We start from the raw sequence: 14,998 nt of genomic DNA on the forward strand, positions 1-14,998 counted from the left end.
CTTTCGCGGTGACCGAGTTCACTGTCTGAGGTTTCGAAGCCCCGCTTCCCGGCTTTCACGGGAAGCGGGTTCAGATTGCTCGCTTCGCGCGCGCAGGCAAGTCGAATGTCGCGGCCCCCGCAATATTTGTGCGCGGCGTGCCGTTGGGCTCGCCAACCGTTGGGTGGGGGCGCGTCTGTTGGGCAAGCGTTCGCATCGAGGTTCAACGACCGTCTCGCAGCGACGAAACCGGACCAAGGGTGTCGGCGCAGCGCTGCCAGCAAAACAAAGAAAAGCCGGCCTTTCGGCCGACTGTTGAGTGTTAAACGAGTGAGTTTATTTAGGCGTACGCGACCTTCACGTTTCGCCGCCGGTAGCGCGTCAAGCCTCCGATCAGTCCAAAGCCGGTGATCATCATGCTCCACGTCGCGGGTTCGGGGACGGCGTCCGAAAGAACGAGATTGCTCAGGCGAGAGCCGTTGCCGAAGAAGGGTGGATAGACGCGCCCATCGTTCGCCGTGCTCCGGTCCAAACGACGCGGCCGATGCCAAGTTCGGACGCGAACCGGATGCTCGTGAATGTATCGGTCGTCGTATAACTGCCCAGCAGATTGCCCAGGGCGTCATAGGCCGTAGCCGAGATCTTGTTCGCGTCGATGCAGGTTTGCGGCACGAAGATGTTGCAGAACGTGCTCGTGTGGATGCGGGTCAGATCGAACGTGACCGACTTGGCGGCGAACGGCAGGTCCTCCAGCGTAAACGTGCCGGTGCCTTCATCGTAAATCGCGCTGTCGTAGACGAACACGCTTCCGCCGCCGATCGAGACTGGCCCCGCGCCGCTGAAAGTGATGCCCTGCGTCTTCAAAAACCATTCATTACCTGATTTGTACGTGGTCTCCGTGGGGTTGGTGAGATTAACGACCAATGTCGTCGCTTCACTATCGGTTGCCACGAATGTAATCGCGATCGCGGCGAGACATGCGAACTTTTGCATCATGAGTGTTTTTCCCCTGGTTGTCGTCCAAGCGTGAAAACTCTTTCCGGACATTATATCAAGACAATCTTGCGTCCGGTTTTTACAAATCTCGACTTCAGTGAAGTTAGATGCGCTAATCGCTGATCGGCGGCCACATGACGTCCCGGATCGATCGCAGCAGCGGGTGTCTCGAGCGTTGGACTATATCACCGGGGCGGACGTCCACTGTCGAAGGGGCCATGGACCGAGCTAAGCATGGCGTATCGCAAGACCGGGCCAACGGCTGATCGTCGGACGGTCGGTCAGGCCCCAGGTCGCAGAACAGTGATTCTACGGGACGAGACCAACCCCGCTTGACCAATACCGGAGATTGGCGGAACATAAAGGGAACGATCCGAGTCTCACCGTCATGCCCGCCGTTACCGATTCTCTGCCGAGCCTAGCCCACTTACGAGCTGTCGCGACACCGAATGTCGACCACCGGATCATGCCGTTTGGCGTTCAAGAGCTGGATTGCCGCCTGGCCGGCGGCCTGCGGGCCGGCGCTTTACATGAAGCGGCGGCCGCGTCGTCATCGTTGGTCGACGACGCGGCGGCGACCCTCTTTCTTGCCGGCATCGCCGCGCGAGAAGCGCACTCTACCGGTGGCCTCGTGCTCTGGGTGAGCTGCCGCTGCGACCTCTATGCGCCGGGACTCGAACAAGCCGGCCTGCGTTCCGCCGATCTGATCCATGCCCAGCCTCGTGACGACGACGCGCTGCTGGCGGTCGTTGAAGACGCCATCCGCGACGGCACGCCGTCCGCGATCGTGGCCGAGGCGAGCCGCGTATCGATGGTAGCCACCCGCCGTTTGCAACTCGTCGCCGCCGATGCGGAGATCCCGGTCCTGCTGCTGCGCAGACGGCGTGCTCGTGAGCAGGATCCGCTGGCCGAGCCGTCGGCGGCCTGCACCCGTTGGCGCATCGCCAGCGCGCCGTCGGCGCGTCTGGGCGTGGCGGGCGTCGGCCGGCCACGCTGGCTGGTCGAGCTCGCGCGTCAGCGCGGCGGGGAGGCGTTCTCGATACTGCTGGAGGGCTGCGATGAGACGGGTCGTCTCGCTGTTCCTGCCGCACTTGGCCATCGAACGGCTGAGACGGCTGGAACGGCGCGCCATGCCGCTGCCTGAGCGCGGCGCACTTCAGCTTGCCCACGACGATGATCCGGGTGCCTGCTCGGTCCCGCGTGGCGGAGGCTGGCGGCCCGGCGCGCGTTGGGCACGGGCACAGGCACCGTCCAAGGCAAGCGTCGACCAGCAGATCGCGACGCTGCCCCCGCATGCCCGGCCACCCATGCGCGAGCTTGGCCGGAGGTCCGAGGCGGCGAGCCATCCGTTCAGGACCGAGCTCGGGACGGCAGGCATAACCGGCGGGTTCAGCGCGTACGATTTCCACCGGGCGCCACTGGCACTGGTCGGCAAGGTCGGTCGCCGCGAGGAGATCGTATCGGCGTGTCCGTCGGCCGCCATGCTCGGCATCCAGGTCGGGATGGCGGCCACGCATGCGCGAGCGCTCGTCTCGGATCTCGACTTTCGTCCCGCCGACCCGGACGCGGACGCCGCGTTGCTCGACCGGCTCGCGTTGTTCGCGGTGCGGCGCTGGTCGCCGATCGCGGCCGCGACCCCGCCCGACGGCCTCTGGCTGGATCTGGCGGGCTGCGATCACCTTCATGGTGGTGAGACAAGATTTTGCCAGCGGCTGCTCGCCTTCTGCAAGCGCGCCGGGTTCACCGCGCGGGCGGCGGTGGCGGATACCGCCGGCGCGGCGCATGCACTGGCCCGGTTCGCGCCGAGCGACCTGACCATCGTGCCGGCGCGCGAGACGGTACGCGCGGTCTCCCCGCTACCGGTCGCGGCGTTGCGATTGAGCGGTACCGCTCTTGGGGCGGCACGACGCTTCGGGTTCGAGACCATCGGCGACCTGCTGCCCGTCGCGCGCGGACCGCTGGCGCGCCGGTTGGGGCTCGCCGCGATCACCCGGCTGGATCAGGCGATGGGCGGCGTCGCCGAGCCGATCACGCCGCGTATGGACGTTACCACCCCGGTCGTTGAACGACGGCTGATGGAGCCGATCGGCACCGCCGAAGCGATCGCGCGGGTGATGGAAGATCTGCTCGGCGATCTCGCAACCGTGCTGCAGGCGCGCGGACTGGGTGTCCGCTCGCTGCGCTTCGTCGGCTCACGGGTCGATGGGACCGAGCAGATCGTCGGCGTCGGTACATCGCGCCCGACCCGCGAGACCGCGCATCTGCTACGGCTGCTCAAGCTTAGGATCGAAAAGATCGATCCGGGCATGGGGATGGAACAGTTTTGGCTTGCCGCCCCGCATACCGAACCACTGGACGCCGTCGATCTCGGCGCCGTGCTCGCGGGCGACGTCGTGGTGCGGGATCCCGCGCGGCTCGTCGACGTCGTGGCTGGACGCATCGGACCTGCCGCGGTGTTCCGGGTGGCACCGATGCCCAGCCATGTGCCGGAACGCGCGGTCACGCGTGCGGACCCCATCGTGGCGCCGGGCACCTGGCCGAACTGGCAACGCCCGGTGCGGCTGTTCGCGCGACCAGAACCGCTCTGGGGCGTGATCGCGCTGCTGCCCGATCAGCCGCCTCGGCGGTTCGAGTGGCGCGGCACGCGTTACAAGGTTGTGGCCGGCGATGGCCCCGAGCGGATCCACGGCGAGTGGTGGCGCCGCGACGCCGAGGTCTGGGCAGTGCGCGACTATTACCGGGTCGAGGATGAGACCGGCGGGCGCTTCTGGGTGTTTCGGCGCGGCGACGGGATGATGGATGACACTGGCGATCTGAGCTGGTGGATCCACGGCGTTTTCGCATGACCGACTATGTCGAGCTGCAGGTGCTCACGCATTTCTCGTTGCTACGCGGTGCGTCCAGCCCAGAGGAGCTGTTCGCCGCCGCCGCTTTGCTCGGGTACCCGGCGCTTGCCGTTGGCGACATCGGCACCGTCGCCGGTGTCGTGCGTGCCTGGGAAGCGCAGAAGGCGACCGGCGTCCGCTCGATCGCCGGCACGCGCGTCGACCTGTCGTGCGGCCGCCGCCTGATCCTGTTCCCGACGGATCGCCCGGCCTGGTCGCGGATCACGCGGCTTCTGACCCTGGGCAAGAAGCGCGCCGGCAAAGGCGGCTGCCTGCTCCACTGGCACGATCTGCAACACTGGTCCGAAGGCATCATCGCCATCCTGTTGCCGCATGAGGCGGACGACGAGAACCTTGAGGCACTTGCTGATCTGAGGGCGGTATACGGCAAGCGCGGCTTTATGGCGCTGTTTCAGCGGCGCAGGCCGGGGGACGCGGTGCGGATCGATGCGCTAGCGCGTCAGGCCGAGGGTGCGGGCGTCCGAGCCGTCGTCACGGGGGACGTGCTTTACCATGCGCCTGAAGCCCGGCTGTTGCAGGACGTGGTGACCGCGGTGCGCGAGAAGTGCACCGTCGATGAGCTTGGCTACCGGCGCGAGGTCAATGCGGACCGAGCGCTCAAGTCTCCAACCGAGATGGTACGGCGCTTCGCCGCCTATCCCGATGCGCTGCGTGCCAGCGTCGATATCGCGCGTGCCTGCACGTTCGATCTGGGAGAGCTGGCCTATCAATATCCGCACGAACGGCTGATCGATGGATTGAGCGCGCAGGAAGCGCTGCAGCAATTGGCGGCCGATGCGGTCGACCGGATGTTCGATGGCAATGTACCGGCCGCATATACCGACCAGATCGCGCACGAGCTGCGGCTGATTGGCGAGCTTGGCTACGCGCCGTATTTCCTGACCGTCTACGCGATCGTGCGCGAAGCGCGCCGGCGCGGCATATTATGCCAGGGGCGGGGGTCCGCCGCCAACTCGTGCGTCTGCTTCGTGCTCGGCGTGACGTCGATCGATCCGATCAAGCACGAGCTGTTGTTCGAGCGGTTCGTGTCGGGTGAGCGCCGCGAACCACCCGATATCGATGTCGACTTCGAGCATGAGCGGCGCGAAGAGATCATTCAGTGGATCTATGAGACCTACGGCCGGGACCGCTCCGCTCTGACCGCCGTCGTGCAGCGCTACCGCGCGCGCGGCGCCGTGCGCGATGTCGGCAAGGCGATGGGGCTCCCTGAGGATCTGACATCCTCGCTCGCTGGGCTGATCTGGGGCTGGTCGGCCGAAGGCGTGGGGGAGAAGCAGGTAAATGAACTCAACCTCGACATTGCCGATCGCCGGCTGCGGCTGACGCTTGATCTGGCGCGCAAGCTTATCGGCGTGCCGCGCCATATGAGCCAGCATCCCGGCGGGTTCGTCCTCACCCATGACCGGCTCGACGATCTCGTGCCGATCGAACCGGCGGCGATGGACGATCGCCAGATCATCGAATGGGACAAGGACGATATCGATGCCCTGAGGTTCATGAAGGTCGACGTGCTGGGGCTGGGCATGCTCGGCTGCATGAACCGGGCGTTCAACATGCTCGAGGCCGACAAGGGATTGAAGGTCGAGCTTGCCGATCTGCAGGACGATGATCCGGACGTCTACGCGATGATCCAGAAAGCCGACACGCTCGGCACGTTCCAGATCGAAAGCCGCGCGCAGATGTCGATGCTGCCGCGCATGAAGCCCAGACGCTTCTATGATCTCGTCATCCAGGTCGCGATCGTGCGGCCCGGGCCCATCCAGGGCGACATGGTGCATCCCTATCTGCGCCGGCGCGAGGGATTGGAGAAGCCGGAATATCCCCGGCCGGAACTTCGCGCCGTGCTCGAGAAAACGCTGGGCGTCCCGCTGTTCCAGGAACAGGCGATGAAGGTGGCGATCGTTGGCGCGGGGTTCACGGCGGCAGAGGCGGACCAGCTCAGGCGCGCGATGGCGACGTTCAAGTTCACCGGCGGCGTGTCGCATTTCGCGGAGAAGCTTGTCGAGGGCATGGTATCGCGTGGGTATCCGCGCGAGTTCGCCGAACGCACGTTCCGTCAGCTTGAAGGTTTTGGTTCATACGGCTTTCCCGAAAGCCATGCGGCCAGCTTCGCCAAGATCTCCTACGCCTCGAGCTGGATGAAGCATCATCATCCCGATGCCTTCTGTGCGGCACTGATGAACGCGCAGCCGATGGGGTTTTACGCTCCGGCCCAGATCGTCCGCGACGCGCGCGATCACGGCGTCGAGGTCCGGCCGCCCTGTATCAACGCCAGTCGCTGGGACTGCACGCTTGAGCCAACGGGCGGCCGCTATCTCGCCGTGCGACTGGGTCTGCGCATCGTGCGGGGTCTGTCGAACGCGGATGGCGCCGCGATCGTTGGCGCGCGCGCCACGACAAGCTTCGAGTCCGTCGAGGACGTGTGGAAGCGCTCGGGCGTGCAGCGCGCCGCGATCGAGAAGCTCGCCGATGGTGACGTGTTTCATAGCTTCGGCGCGGATCGTCGTCAGGGGTTGTGGAAGGTGCGCGGTCTGGGCGAAGCGCCGTTGCCATTGTTCGCGGCCGCCGACCGCGCGGCGGAGGCGTTCAGCGCGGAAGGCGTGGAGCCCGATGTTACGCTCCGCCCGCTGACGGACGGACGTGAGGTGATCGAGGATTACCGCGCGCTGCAGCTCTCGCTTCGAGCTCACCCCCTGACCTTCGTGCGCGACGAGCTGGCCCGGCGCGGCGTCACGAGATGCGCTGACCTCGCGACCATTCGTGACGGCCGGTATGTCGAGGTCGCCGGGATCATCCTCGTCCGGCAGAAGCCCGGCTCCGCCAAGGGCGTGTTGTTTCTCACGATCGAAGACGAGACCGGCATCGCCAACGGCATCCTGTGGCCGGACCGGTTCGAGCGCCAGCGCCGCACCGTCATGTCGGCCTCGATGATCGGCATGAAGGGCCGCGTGCAGCGCGAGGGCGAGGTGATCCATATCATTTGCGACCGCATCATCGATCATGGCGATCTGCTTCACCGGGTCGGCGAGATGTCGTTCCCACACCGCACCGGGCGCGGCGATGGCGCTCGCCATGCAGGCTCACCCGATCGCGGCGACGCTGGCTGGGATCCGCGTCCTCGCAACTCATACTGGCCTCCGCATGCCGAGGGCATGGATCCGGAGGAGGTCGTGCGGTTCAAATCTCACGACTTCCGGTGAACCTTGGCGAAGATGCCACGACATCAGCGCGTTGTCATCGCGCTCTCGGTTCACATCTTGCGCTCGGGCGTGTCGCGCTCTGCTGATGGCCGGGTGGACGGTGTCGAGGTGCGTCTGGCGCTGCGCTGTCTGCTACAGCATTGTCCGGAACGATGGCCGCTCGAGCTGTATTGGGATGCCGCCAGACAAGAAAATGAGATCGGCCGAGCGCAGGGCGTGACCGCGGCGTTCAACGGCATCGTGCGCCAGCTTCGCCGGGCTGGCCGATATGATGACAGTGTCGTTCCATAAGTTGAACCTGGGCGGGCGGGCACCAGCATCCAAATAGAGTCACGATCGTTCGGGGTACTTCTGATGGAGAACGAACATGGCTGACGACAAGACACTGCGCGGGCCACAAGACGCCTCGCGGATCTCGCTCGGTGAAGACTATGAAGTCCAATATTGGACCGACAAGTTCGGCATCAGCGCCGATGAGTTACACGCAGCGGTAGCGGCGGTTGGCAACAGTGCTGACGCGGTCGAGCGCCATCTCAAAAAGGCCTGATCACACGCCGCCACTGACCACGCCAGATGGGCGGTACATCGTCGTGCGGGGGCGGCTCTGGCGTGCGTCAAATCCGTCACTGTCGGCAACCGAGCGAGAGGAACTGGTGGCGCGGTTGATGAACGCCAGGCGCGCTGTCGCCGCCGCGCGCCGCACAAACGATCCGGCGGCGGAAGACCGCGCGCATGCCGAGGTAAACTCAGCTAAAGTGGAGCTTGGCGAACGCGGGCCCGTGTGGTGGACGGATGGAACGCCGGATCTCAACCGGCACATGGCCCGCACCACCCCCTATGCGGCGTGGTTCGCTGACGCCAACGTTGGCTGATCAGCGGCGGCGGACCGCGGTGATTTGAGCTCGATCCAGACTGGGGCGTGGTCACTCGTCTTCTCCCAGCCGCGAACATGCGCGTCGACCTGCGCGTCTTTCAGCCGCGGCGCGAGAGTTGGACTGAGCAGGAGGTGGTCGATCCGGAGCCCTGCATTGCGGCCGTAAGCATTCCGGAAATAGTCCCAGAAGGTGTAGATCGTTTCGTCTAAATGGATTGTCCGCAGCGCATCGGTCCAGCCTTGCGCCACGAGCCGGGCAAATGCCGCCCGAACCTCGGGCGTGAACAGCGCGTCGTCGTGCCAGCGCTCGGGCTTATAGACATCGAGTTCGGTCGGCATGACGTTGAAGTCGCCGGCAAGGACGACTGGCATAGCCGTCGCGAGCAGCTCGGCCGCGTGCAGGATGAGCTGCTCGAACCACCGCAGCTTGTACTCGAACTTAGGGCCCGGGCGCGGATTGCCGTTGGGCAGATAGAGCCCGCCGATCAGCACGCCATTGACCGCCGCCTCGATGTAGCGGCTCTGGGCTTCATCGGGATCGCCCGGCAGCCCGCGGCGCGTCTCGACCGGCGTGCCGACCCGGCTCAGGATCGCGACGCCGTTCCAGCTCTTTTGGCCGAGCCAGATCGCTTCATACCCGGCCGCCTCGATCGCGCTTTCCGGAAACTTCTCCTGCGGCGCCTTGAGTTCTTGGAGGCAGACGACATCCGGCCGCCGCTCTTCAAGCCAACGAAGAAGGACCGGCAAACGGCCGTTGATGCCGTTGACGTTATAGGTTGCGATCTTCATGCGTTCAGCCTCGCCATGCGCGCATGCGCCGCTGATATTCGGCATCGGCCTTGTCGTGCGCGCGGCTGAGCTTGTCGAGTTCAGTCTTTTCGCGTTTTTCCAGCGCCGGCTCGCGCGCGAGTTCATCGGCGCGGGGCTTCATATCGGCTCGTTTTGCCTCGTATCTGGGTTTTGCCTTGTCGAGCGCCTGTCGGGCGCGATCTTGTAGTTCGCGATTTGATCTTGGCTTCGGCTTGGGCAGATTTCTCTTCGGCTTAGCTGGATCGACCGGGGCCGGGCTGGAGGTGTGTTTCGCGGTCGGCGGCGGTGGGCCATCGGGAAGCGCGGCCAACCGTTCGGCTACGGTGCTGCGCAACAGCTTGATGGCCTTGCCGTGATGCGCCTGCGGTTCGCACATCAGAGCTTCGTCGGCCACCTGCTCGGCGACACCGCGCGCGAAAAGATCATGGCCCGATCCCCAGGCTTCAAGCGCCGCCTCGCGGCTCGGCGCGGCGACACAGGCATCGTGGAACCTTGTTGGGGTTCGGAAGATCTTGAGGTTCTGCTGGCATGCCATGATCGACCACTAACGCGCAAATGCCATTGCCGGGAGCATTGGGGTGCTGCGCTTTCAGCCGCCGACAACGTTACCGCAGCTGGCTGTCCTTGCTGCCACGTCGGTTGAACAGACCTGCCGCGGGCCGGTCGCGTCCGCTCTGGCAGGTCACGCAGGTTTTGACGCCCGGGATCGCCTCCCGGCGACCCTCAGGGATGTCGTCGCCGCACACCACGCACCACGGTTCGCTGTCGCCACTCGGCATCGTCGCGCGAGCGGCGAGGACCGCGTCCATCACCGTGTCGTCGATCTGATCCTGCACCGCGCCATCGCGCGTCCAACCGCCTGCCATCTTTGGTCTCTTCGTTTTGCTCAAGTGCCTGATGGATATGGGTATTCTATTGTGGAGTTCCACCTCCCGGGGCATTAATCGAGTAGCGCCCGACCCTTGTCGGACAGGCTGCGAAAGGTGATCGACCAGCGCGGCGCGTTCATCTCGGCAATGCTATGTTCCCAGTCGTGACGCGCTTCGCCGCTGAGGTGATATGCGCCGCACGGGGTGAGCGGAACATTTGCCCGTTCGAAGCGCGTGCCGATCCGCCGGCGGAACCGCATGATGGCGGTGCTCCCAAGCGATATCCCAACGACATGCTCGAAATGCGGGCGATCGCGGTGCCAGCCAATACCGGCACCGACGTCGTAGCGGATCACCAGCGCCTGGACGAGCGATCCGCGCGTCAGCCCGGCAACGTCCTCCGCGCGGATACGTAGGGGCTCAAGCCAGTCCGGGATCGGCTCGACCGCCGCGAAGCTCCCGTTATCGAAATCATAGTGCCAGCCGAAGCTGTGGGTCAGCCGCTTGCCAAGCCAGCCCTGAAAACGGAACGGCGACAGCGGGGCGGCGTCGATCGCGGCGGTCAGCGCCGGCACCTCCTTCTCGGACACAAACGCGTCCATCAAGCGAAGACCCGGCAAGATCGGTGTGTCGAACAGGTCGAGCATCGTGCGTCGCTGTTTAGGGGCCTATCGTCCTCGAAGCCAGCAGCTCTAGCGTCCTCTGATCGCGTTCGCCTGCGAACCAGCGGTTGAGCGCAGCTGAAAACACCGGATCGTTTCCGGCGGCCTCGAACAGCGTGAGGGACGAACGCAGCTTGGCGGCATCCACCTCTCCGAAAACCCGCTCCGCAGTAGTGCCGACCAGATCCTGAAGCGCGATGACGCATTCGCGCAGCCTTGGCCCCATTAGGCTATGGTCGAGATAGGCTCGCGCCTCGTCGAGCGAGGCGATCGCGTAGCGGCGCGACATCTCGCTGTGACCTAGCCCCGCGATCTGCGGGAAGATGAACCACATCGAGTGCGAGCGCTTGGCGCCTCGGCGAATCTCGCTCAGGGCCGTGGGATAGATGTCCGCCTGGGCCGCGACAAGTCGGTGGAGATCGTATGGGTCGGCCATCGTTGCTCCGGGCGGGCGAGTTGCGCCGTTAATACTAGAGGCGGGCTACACTCTTCGGCTCTTCGCCGCGAGCCCGCCGTTCGTACTCCTCAGCCATTTGGCGGTGAATCCGGCTGATCGCAGCGTCAGTGGCGGCGGCCTCTTTCTCACGGCATTCGTGCGCCCGCCGAGCAAAATACGCGCGATCCTGATCGTCGAACATTCTAGTCCCCACATATTGTTACGGTGCCGGTTCAACTACTAAGTCCGGTTTGTGGCTCGTCAAGCTGCCGCACCCAAATCACGCACGTTCACGCCAAGGAGCGGCTCACTCGAGGCAGCGATCCAATCTGGAGTCCGCAGGGTCGGAAAAGTATTTCACGTCGGCCTTTGGTGAAAGCAGTCGGTCCGCTTTGAAGCTCGAGACGGCAAAGGCCGTCAGTTCACAACCGGCCTTTTCACATTCCAGCCAATCTCCCCAAAGCGGCGCTGGATACACAGACCGCTGGCGATGACTTGTCTTCGGACCCATCCCACGCGGGCCTGCCGGGTACCCGGCTCGAACGCTACGAAGAGGCGGCCCGCGCTGTGAGGCAAAGCCGCCCATTGCGCGAGATAGGTCTTGAGAACCCCCTGATCGACCAGAGCGCCGTTCCAAAAAAAGTCACCGCTAACCGGCGAACGAAGGGAGTAACCGTTTAGAAAGCCGGTCGCACCGTCGAACGGAAGCCCGGCGGGACCGCTCTTTCGGTCGCCGCCTCCGACGTGCTAACGCTGCTCGGCAATGCGAAAACGCAAAACATCATCGCCGCAGCTATGATCCTGTATCTCATCGGATTGCGCCGTAATGCACTAGCCGAACCTCCGCTATCGGGAACGCCGAAGCAGACCCGCTATGACCGGTTTTGGTGATCAGCAGACGGTCACTGGACTGGGTCGACCACCGTGTCGGCCTTAGGCTGAGCGGTCGCAAGTGCCTTTTCAAAGCGAGTTAGCAGAAGCGCGTTTACTGCGTTCGTGATTTCCGCACCGGCATCAGGTGCCTCGGCCCGATCGTGACCGACCCCGCCCCCGCACCCCGTGCCAGACGCAGTCCCGTGCNTCGGCCTTAGGCTGAGCGGTCGCAAGTGCCTTTTCAAAGCGAGTTAGCAGAAGCGCGTTTACTGCGTTCGTGATTTCCGCACCGGCATCAGGTGCCTCGGTGAAAAATCGACGCCCGGCTGCTGTGCTTGCAAATGCGCCTGCTGCGTCCATCTCGGACACGGTCAGTCGCTTAGCGTATGCAAGTTCCTGAGCCTCGGCGACTGCTCTAAGCAATTCAGCGCGGCCATACGACACAGAGTCGATTACTACCTTGCCCGCAGGCGTTCCAGCTGCGCAACTTCGTACTTCAATGACCGTCACGCCCGCACAGCTAGGGCTCGACAGCCGAAGTAGATGGTCGATTGAACCGTCGAGCAAAGCAGTTCGGTGATCTTCCGCGCCCAAACTCTGCAACAGTCGATGAGCAGCCGCGCGGCGTTCGGGCGATGGATCTGCAACAGCGCCGGCCGGATGAGATGTCACGACTGCAGTTGCAAGTAGGATTGCGATGTAAACCATGCGGGTAAATGTAAACGCCATCTCCGAACGTCCGCAAGTGTGCGTTTCCAGCCGGTCCGCTTTGAGGATGGCCACCGGGCACGCTGAACGTCTGATCATGGTGGATTACGGCCTGTCCGCTTTAAGGCAACCAGTCGAGGTAGGCCGCCCTTCGTTCAGCTTTATGGGGGCGTGGACCACGCGGACATTTTTGCCGCAGGCTGGAAGGCAACCGCCTCGGTACCTGGCAGGCATCGCGCTCGGGCCGAAAATACGGAAGCAGTCGATAGCGAGACGCGTAGGTGCACCGAGGCGGAAGCATCTCAGCGCCGGGACTATTCGCGGCAGAGCGCCGGCTGATATGAATTACAACGGGCAGGCCGCATCAAGCCGCTATGCGAACAAAGCCAGCCAGCGACGGCGACATGAGAGAGTCACTGACGAAGATCACCTCCTTACCCGATGCGACTTGCCCCGCGCTGTAGCTTAGAGCATAGTAGATGGGGTCGAAATCGCTATAAATTTCCCTTATTTGACTGACGGCGTCATACGATACAACCCATCGTCCGTTGCGTTTTTTGCCCACCGCGTCTCTAACTGCCAGATGATCCTCATGTCTATACGAGTTTCTATAAAGCTTGCTTCCTTTGACGTAGTATGGGGGATCTAGGTAAGTAAGCGAGTTTTTGTCAGAAAGCGTGGTCTTGATGAAATCGAGAGCATCTAGATTTGTGACCCTAATTTTTGTTCTGTAAGGAGCGAGGGCGCGGATAGCGGCAGCCTGCTTCGTCCGGTCGAATCGAGCGTCCAGCTTCCACTCACCTGACTGGGCGTATCCTCCAACCGGCCCCGCGCCCTCGATAATCCCGGACCGATTAGTGCGGTTTAAAAAGAAGGTGGCGAACCCTAACTCAAGCACGTTAGAAGCATCTTTCGCCCGCCAAATGTCTCTCTGACGATACCACTCGCTGATCGTCACTTCTGTAGACTCGATCAATTCGCAAAATTTCTGATTTTGCGTGAGGGCTGAAGTCCAAAACGCCCAGATCGCCTCATCGATGTCGTTAAGAAATATTTCGCTGACGAAGCCTCCCGACAGCAACTTCAACGCCAGCCCTGCCCCCCCCGCATACGGCTCACAGTATTTGCATCCGAGAAGCTCGTTTTGAACGATGAGCTGCGAAAAAAAATCAAACAGTTTCGCTTTCCCGCCGGGGTAACGAAGAGGCGATACAAGCATTAAACGTTCCGCATTATAAAAGGTGCGATGCAATCCCGAGCCATAACCAGCCGATCATAATTCGGTACGACCGTCGCGTGAGCGCCTAAATTGATATATTCCAAGTGATTCTTGTTAAACTCCTTCAAAATACGCTTATCATCAGCGCCTAATTTTACATTTTTACCTTGCGCTATGGATAAAGCAGTTTCAAGCGAAAGTAAGCTGTTGGTCGTATTTGCATTTTGATCGTCTATGATGACCTTTAAAGTAACTTCGACGACACTCCTTAAAAGACCAGCGCCAGCCGCAGGAAAGGTTTTACTATTTAGTCCCTTTGCCTCTTTCATCAACTGTCTTAGCGGAGCATTATTCTTCGTAACGGCGTAGTCGAACAGGGCTCCGGTCTTCAGCGATCCTGTCGCCGTTGTTGATGTTTGCGAGGTGCTCGAAGAAGAACCTGACGTGGAGGATCCAGCTGCGGAGCTCGTGCTCGCTCCACTCGAGCCGGCTTGTACTGTCCCTCCTGCACTTGCAGGCGACGTTGTGGGCGGCGTGTAATCTGCGAAGACCTCAGCGTACGACGCGGTCGCTCCGGGCCCCTTGTCATTGATAGCCATCTTTTTTATGAGATGATGAAACTTCTGTTTTGCGTCTCGCGCCAAGAATTGCACTTGGACGTTCGCGCGATCAAAATCGATGCCCATAAGCTGCTTGTGGCCGGCGGTCTGCAAAAAGCGGACTGGCGGGTTGAACTCGATTGACGGTCGGAGAAGCAACTCTTTCTCTGCCGGTGTCCAAGTGAGCTTCAATGCCTCGAGATAGAGTTCGTATTCGATGAGTAAGTCGCGAATTTGCGCTTGGGTTCGGTCGAAAACTGACGCCAACTGAGCGATGCTTTTCTTTGCCTTCCAATCGTCATAAACCGCTTTCCGGCTGCCCAGATAGCCCCAGCGCGACTTGTCGCCTCGCCCGAAATGCGCCCTAGCCATGATGCCCATGAGGGCGTCGCGCGAAGGCGCTATTGCGACGTCGACGCTGAGAAGTTCTTCTTTCCGATCATCCGTTATGTGAGGTAAGGCGGACACATACTCTTCGGGCGCAACGAGCTGCCCGGTAAGGAGTTTGTATGTAGCGATGCGCGTGTTGCCTTCAACGACTACATAACGCTTGCCTGATCGGATCACGTACGGGCGTTCAGCACCCGGATTTCTTCCCTCCACGGCGATCATTTTGACGAACGTACTAAGGTCCTCATGCTCGAAGAAATAGCTTAGTATCTCCTTTGGGGAGGTTAGACGCTGTGGCGTTACGATCCGGGGGTTTTTATCATCGAGGTCGATGAGCGAGAGCCCAACCCGATCGAACTTAAATTTCTCGTACATTTCGCGCATATTCCCCCGATCCCGCCGCAGGTTTAGAATAAGCACAAGCGTCGGCCGACGAGCAAGCGTTCTCGTAAATATGAGCCGAACGGACCACGCTGA

General features: G+C 62.4%; 15 protein-coding genes. 5 read left to right on the forward strand and 10 right to left on the reverse strand.

Features of this window, described 5'->3' with window-relative positions; all coding sequences use genetic code 11:
* Positions 1-319: 319 nt before the first annotated feature.
* Together ASG11_RS19355 and ASG11_RS04210 are read right to left on the reverse strand one after the other, a co-directional pair.
* Entirely contained in the window at positions 320-511 is a 192-nt protein-coding gene (locus tag ASG11_RS19355) for a PEPxxWA-CTERM sorting domain-containing protein (protein ID WP_082472575.1), read from the reverse strand.
* Positions 445-975, reverse strand: coding sequence for a hypothetical protein (locus tag ASG11_RS04210; RefSeq protein WP_055775567.1), 531 nt, complete (start codon positions 973-975; stop codon positions 445-447). Before ASG11_RS04210 ends, ASG11_RS19355 begins: the two co-directional genes overlap by 67 nt.
* 466 nt (positions 976-1,441) lie before the next feature.
* On the opposite strand from ASG11_RS04210, the gene ASG11_RS04215 reads away from it, so the two are divergent.
* The 5 genes from ASG11_RS04215 to ASG11_RS04235 all read left to right on the forward strand — a co-directional run bounded on the left by ASG11_RS04215 (position 1,442) and on the right by ASG11_RS04235 (position 7,628).
* On the forward strand, positions 1,442-2,119 hold the full coding sequence (locus ASG11_RS04215) for an ImuA family protein (protein WP_055775570.1): 678 nt from the start codon (positions 1,442-1,444) through the stop codon (positions 2,117-2,119).
* A 163-nt stretch (positions 2,120-2,282) separates the two neighbouring features.
* The gene (locus tag ASG11_RS04220; protein ID WP_168371737.1) at positions 2,283-3,821 is read left to right on the forward strand and encodes a Y-family DNA polymerase; all 1,539 of its coding nucleotides are present in this window, start codon (positions 2,283-2,285) and stop codon (positions 3,819-3,821) included.
* Positions 3,818-7,081 carry an error-prone DNA polymerase gene (locus ASG11_RS04225; RefSeq protein WP_055775572.1) on the forward strand — a complete coding sequence of 1,088 codons (3,264 nt, stop codon included), beginning with the start codon at positions 3,818-3,820 and terminating at the stop codon, positions 7,079-7,081. The genes ASG11_RS04220 and ASG11_RS04225 overlap by 4 nt, the downstream gene beginning before the upstream one ends.
* 12 nt (positions 7,082-7,093) lie before the next feature.
* Positions 7,094-7,372: a hypothetical protein gene (locus ASG11_RS04230; protein WP_236697491.1), complete on the forward strand. Its 279-nt coding sequence runs from the start codon at positions 7,094-7,096 to the stop codon at positions 7,370-7,372.
* A gap of 76 nt (positions 7,373-7,448) precedes the next feature.
* Positions 7,449-7,628, forward strand: a complete 180-nt coding sequence (locus tag ASG11_RS04235) for a DUF3606 domain-containing protein (protein ID WP_055775582.1) — start codon at positions 7,449-7,451, stop codon at positions 7,626-7,628.
* 288 nt (positions 7,629-7,916) lie between these two features.
* On the opposite strand, the gene xth is transcribed toward ASG11_RS04235, so the two are convergent.
* The 8 genes from xth to ASG11_RS04270 form a co-directional block, all read right to left on the reverse strand.
* Positions 7,917-8,744, reverse strand: coding sequence for an exodeoxyribonuclease III (xth, locus tag ASG11_RS04240; RefSeq protein WP_055775585.1), 828 nt, complete (start codon positions 8,742-8,744; stop codon positions 7,917-7,919).
* A 4-nt stretch (positions 8,745-8,748) separates the two neighbouring features.
* A complete protein-coding gene (locus tag ASG11_RS04245; protein ID WP_156363636.1) occupies positions 8,749-9,159 on the reverse strand; it encodes a hypothetical protein in 411 nt (136 codons plus the stop codon).
* A gap of 211 nt (positions 9,160-9,370) precedes the next feature.
* Positions 9,371-9,631 carry a DksA/TraR family C4-type zinc finger protein gene (locus ASG11_RS04250; protein WP_055775590.1) on the reverse strand — a complete coding sequence of 87 codons (261 nt, stop codon included), beginning with the start codon at positions 9,629-9,631 and terminating at the stop codon, positions 9,371-9,373.
* Positions 9,632-9,705: 74 nt separating this feature from the next.
* Complete coding sequence (locus ASG11_RS04255) at positions 9,706-10,281, reverse strand: alpha-ketoglutarate-dependent dioxygenase AlkB (protein ID WP_055775593.1); 576 nt, start codon at positions 10,279-10,281, stop codon at positions 9,706-9,708.
* A 13-nt stretch (positions 10,282-10,294) separates the two neighbouring features.
* The gene (locus ASG11_RS04260) at positions 10,295-10,732 is read right to left on the reverse strand and encodes a DUF1810 domain-containing protein (RefSeq protein ID WP_055775597.1); all 438 of its coding nucleotides are present in this window, start codon (positions 10,730-10,732) and stop codon (positions 10,295-10,297) included.
* 34 nt (positions 10,733-10,766) lie between these two features.
* Complete coding sequence (locus ASG11_RS19175) at positions 10,767-10,934, reverse strand: hypothetical protein (protein ID WP_156363637.1); 168 nt, start codon at positions 10,932-10,934, stop codon at positions 10,767-10,769.
* 1,743 nt (positions 10,935-12,677) lie between these two features.
* Positions 12,678-13,532: a DNA adenine methylase gene (locus ASG11_RS04265; RefSeq protein ID WP_055775600.1), complete on the reverse strand. Its 855-nt coding sequence runs from the start codon at positions 13,530-13,532 to the stop codon at positions 12,678-12,680.
* Positions 13,532-14,905: a hypothetical protein gene (locus ASG11_RS04270; protein ID WP_055775603.1), complete on the reverse strand. Its 1,374-nt coding sequence runs from the start codon at positions 14,903-14,905 to the stop codon at positions 13,532-13,534. The genes ASG11_RS04265 and ASG11_RS04270 overlap by 1 nt, the downstream gene beginning before the upstream one ends.
* Between the last annotated feature and the right edge of the window lie 93 nt (positions 14,906-14,998).

The sequence above is a fragment of the Sphingomonas sp. Leaf357 genome (genome assembly GCF_001423845.1).
In the GTDB taxonomy this organism is placed as follows: domain Bacteria; phylum Pseudomonadota; class Alphaproteobacteria; order Sphingomonadales; family Sphingomonadaceae; genus Sphingomonas.

Excerpts from the sequence above, each read along its gene's own strand:
- xth (WP_055775585.1), bottom strand. The coding sequence starts at position 8,744 with ATGAAGATCGCAACCTATAACGTCAACGGCATCAACGGCCGTTTGCCG.
- ASG11_RS04235 (WP_055775582.1), top strand. The coding sequence starts at position 7,449 with ATGGCTGACGACAAGACACTGCGCGGGCCACAAGACGCCTCGCGGATC.
- ASG11_RS19175 (WP_156363637.1), bottom strand. The coding sequence starts at position 10,934 with ATGTTCGACGATCAGGATCGCGCGTATTTTGCTCGGCGGGCGCACGAA.
- ASG11_RS04250 (WP_055775590.1), bottom strand. The coding sequence starts at position 9,631 with ATGGCAGGCGGTTGGACGCGCGATGGCGCGGTGCAGGATCAGATCGAC.
- ASG11_RS04265 (WP_055775600.1), bottom strand. The coding sequence starts at position 13,532 with ATGCTTGTATCGCCTCTTCGTTACCCCGGCGGGAAAGCGAAACTGTTT.
- ASG11_RS04210 (WP_055775567.1), bottom strand. The coding sequence starts at position 975 with ATGATGCAAAAGTTCGCATGTCTCGCCGCGATCGCGATTACATTCGTG.
- ASG11_RS04260 (WP_055775597.1), bottom strand. The coding sequence starts at position 10,732 with ATGGCCGACCCATACGATCTCCACCGACTTGTCGCGGCCCAGGCGGAC.
- ASG11_RS04215 (WP_055775570.1), top strand. The coding sequence starts at position 1,442 with ATGCCGTTTGGCGTTCAAGAGCTGGATTGCCGCCTGGCCGGCGGCCTG.
- ASG11_RS04230 (WP_236697491.1), top strand. The coding sequence starts at position 7,094 with ATGCCACGACATCAGCGCGTTGTCATCGCGCTCTCGGTTCACATCTTG.
- ASG11_RS04225 (WP_055775572.1), top strand. The coding sequence starts at position 3,818 with ATGACCGACTATGTCGAGCTGCAGGTGCTCACGCATTTCTCGTTGCTA.
- ASG11_RS04255 (WP_055775593.1), bottom strand. The coding sequence starts at position 10,281 with ATGCTCGACCTGTTCGACACACCGATCTTGCCGGGTCTTCGCTTGATG.
- ASG11_RS04270 (WP_055775603.1), bottom strand. The coding sequence starts at position 14,905 with ATGCGCGAAATGTACGAGAAATTTAAGTTCGATCGGGTTGGGCTCTCG.
- ASG11_RS04220 (WP_168371737.1), top strand. The coding sequence starts at position 2,283 with ATGCGCGAGCTTGGCCGGAGGTCCGAGGCGGCGAGCCATCCGTTCAGG.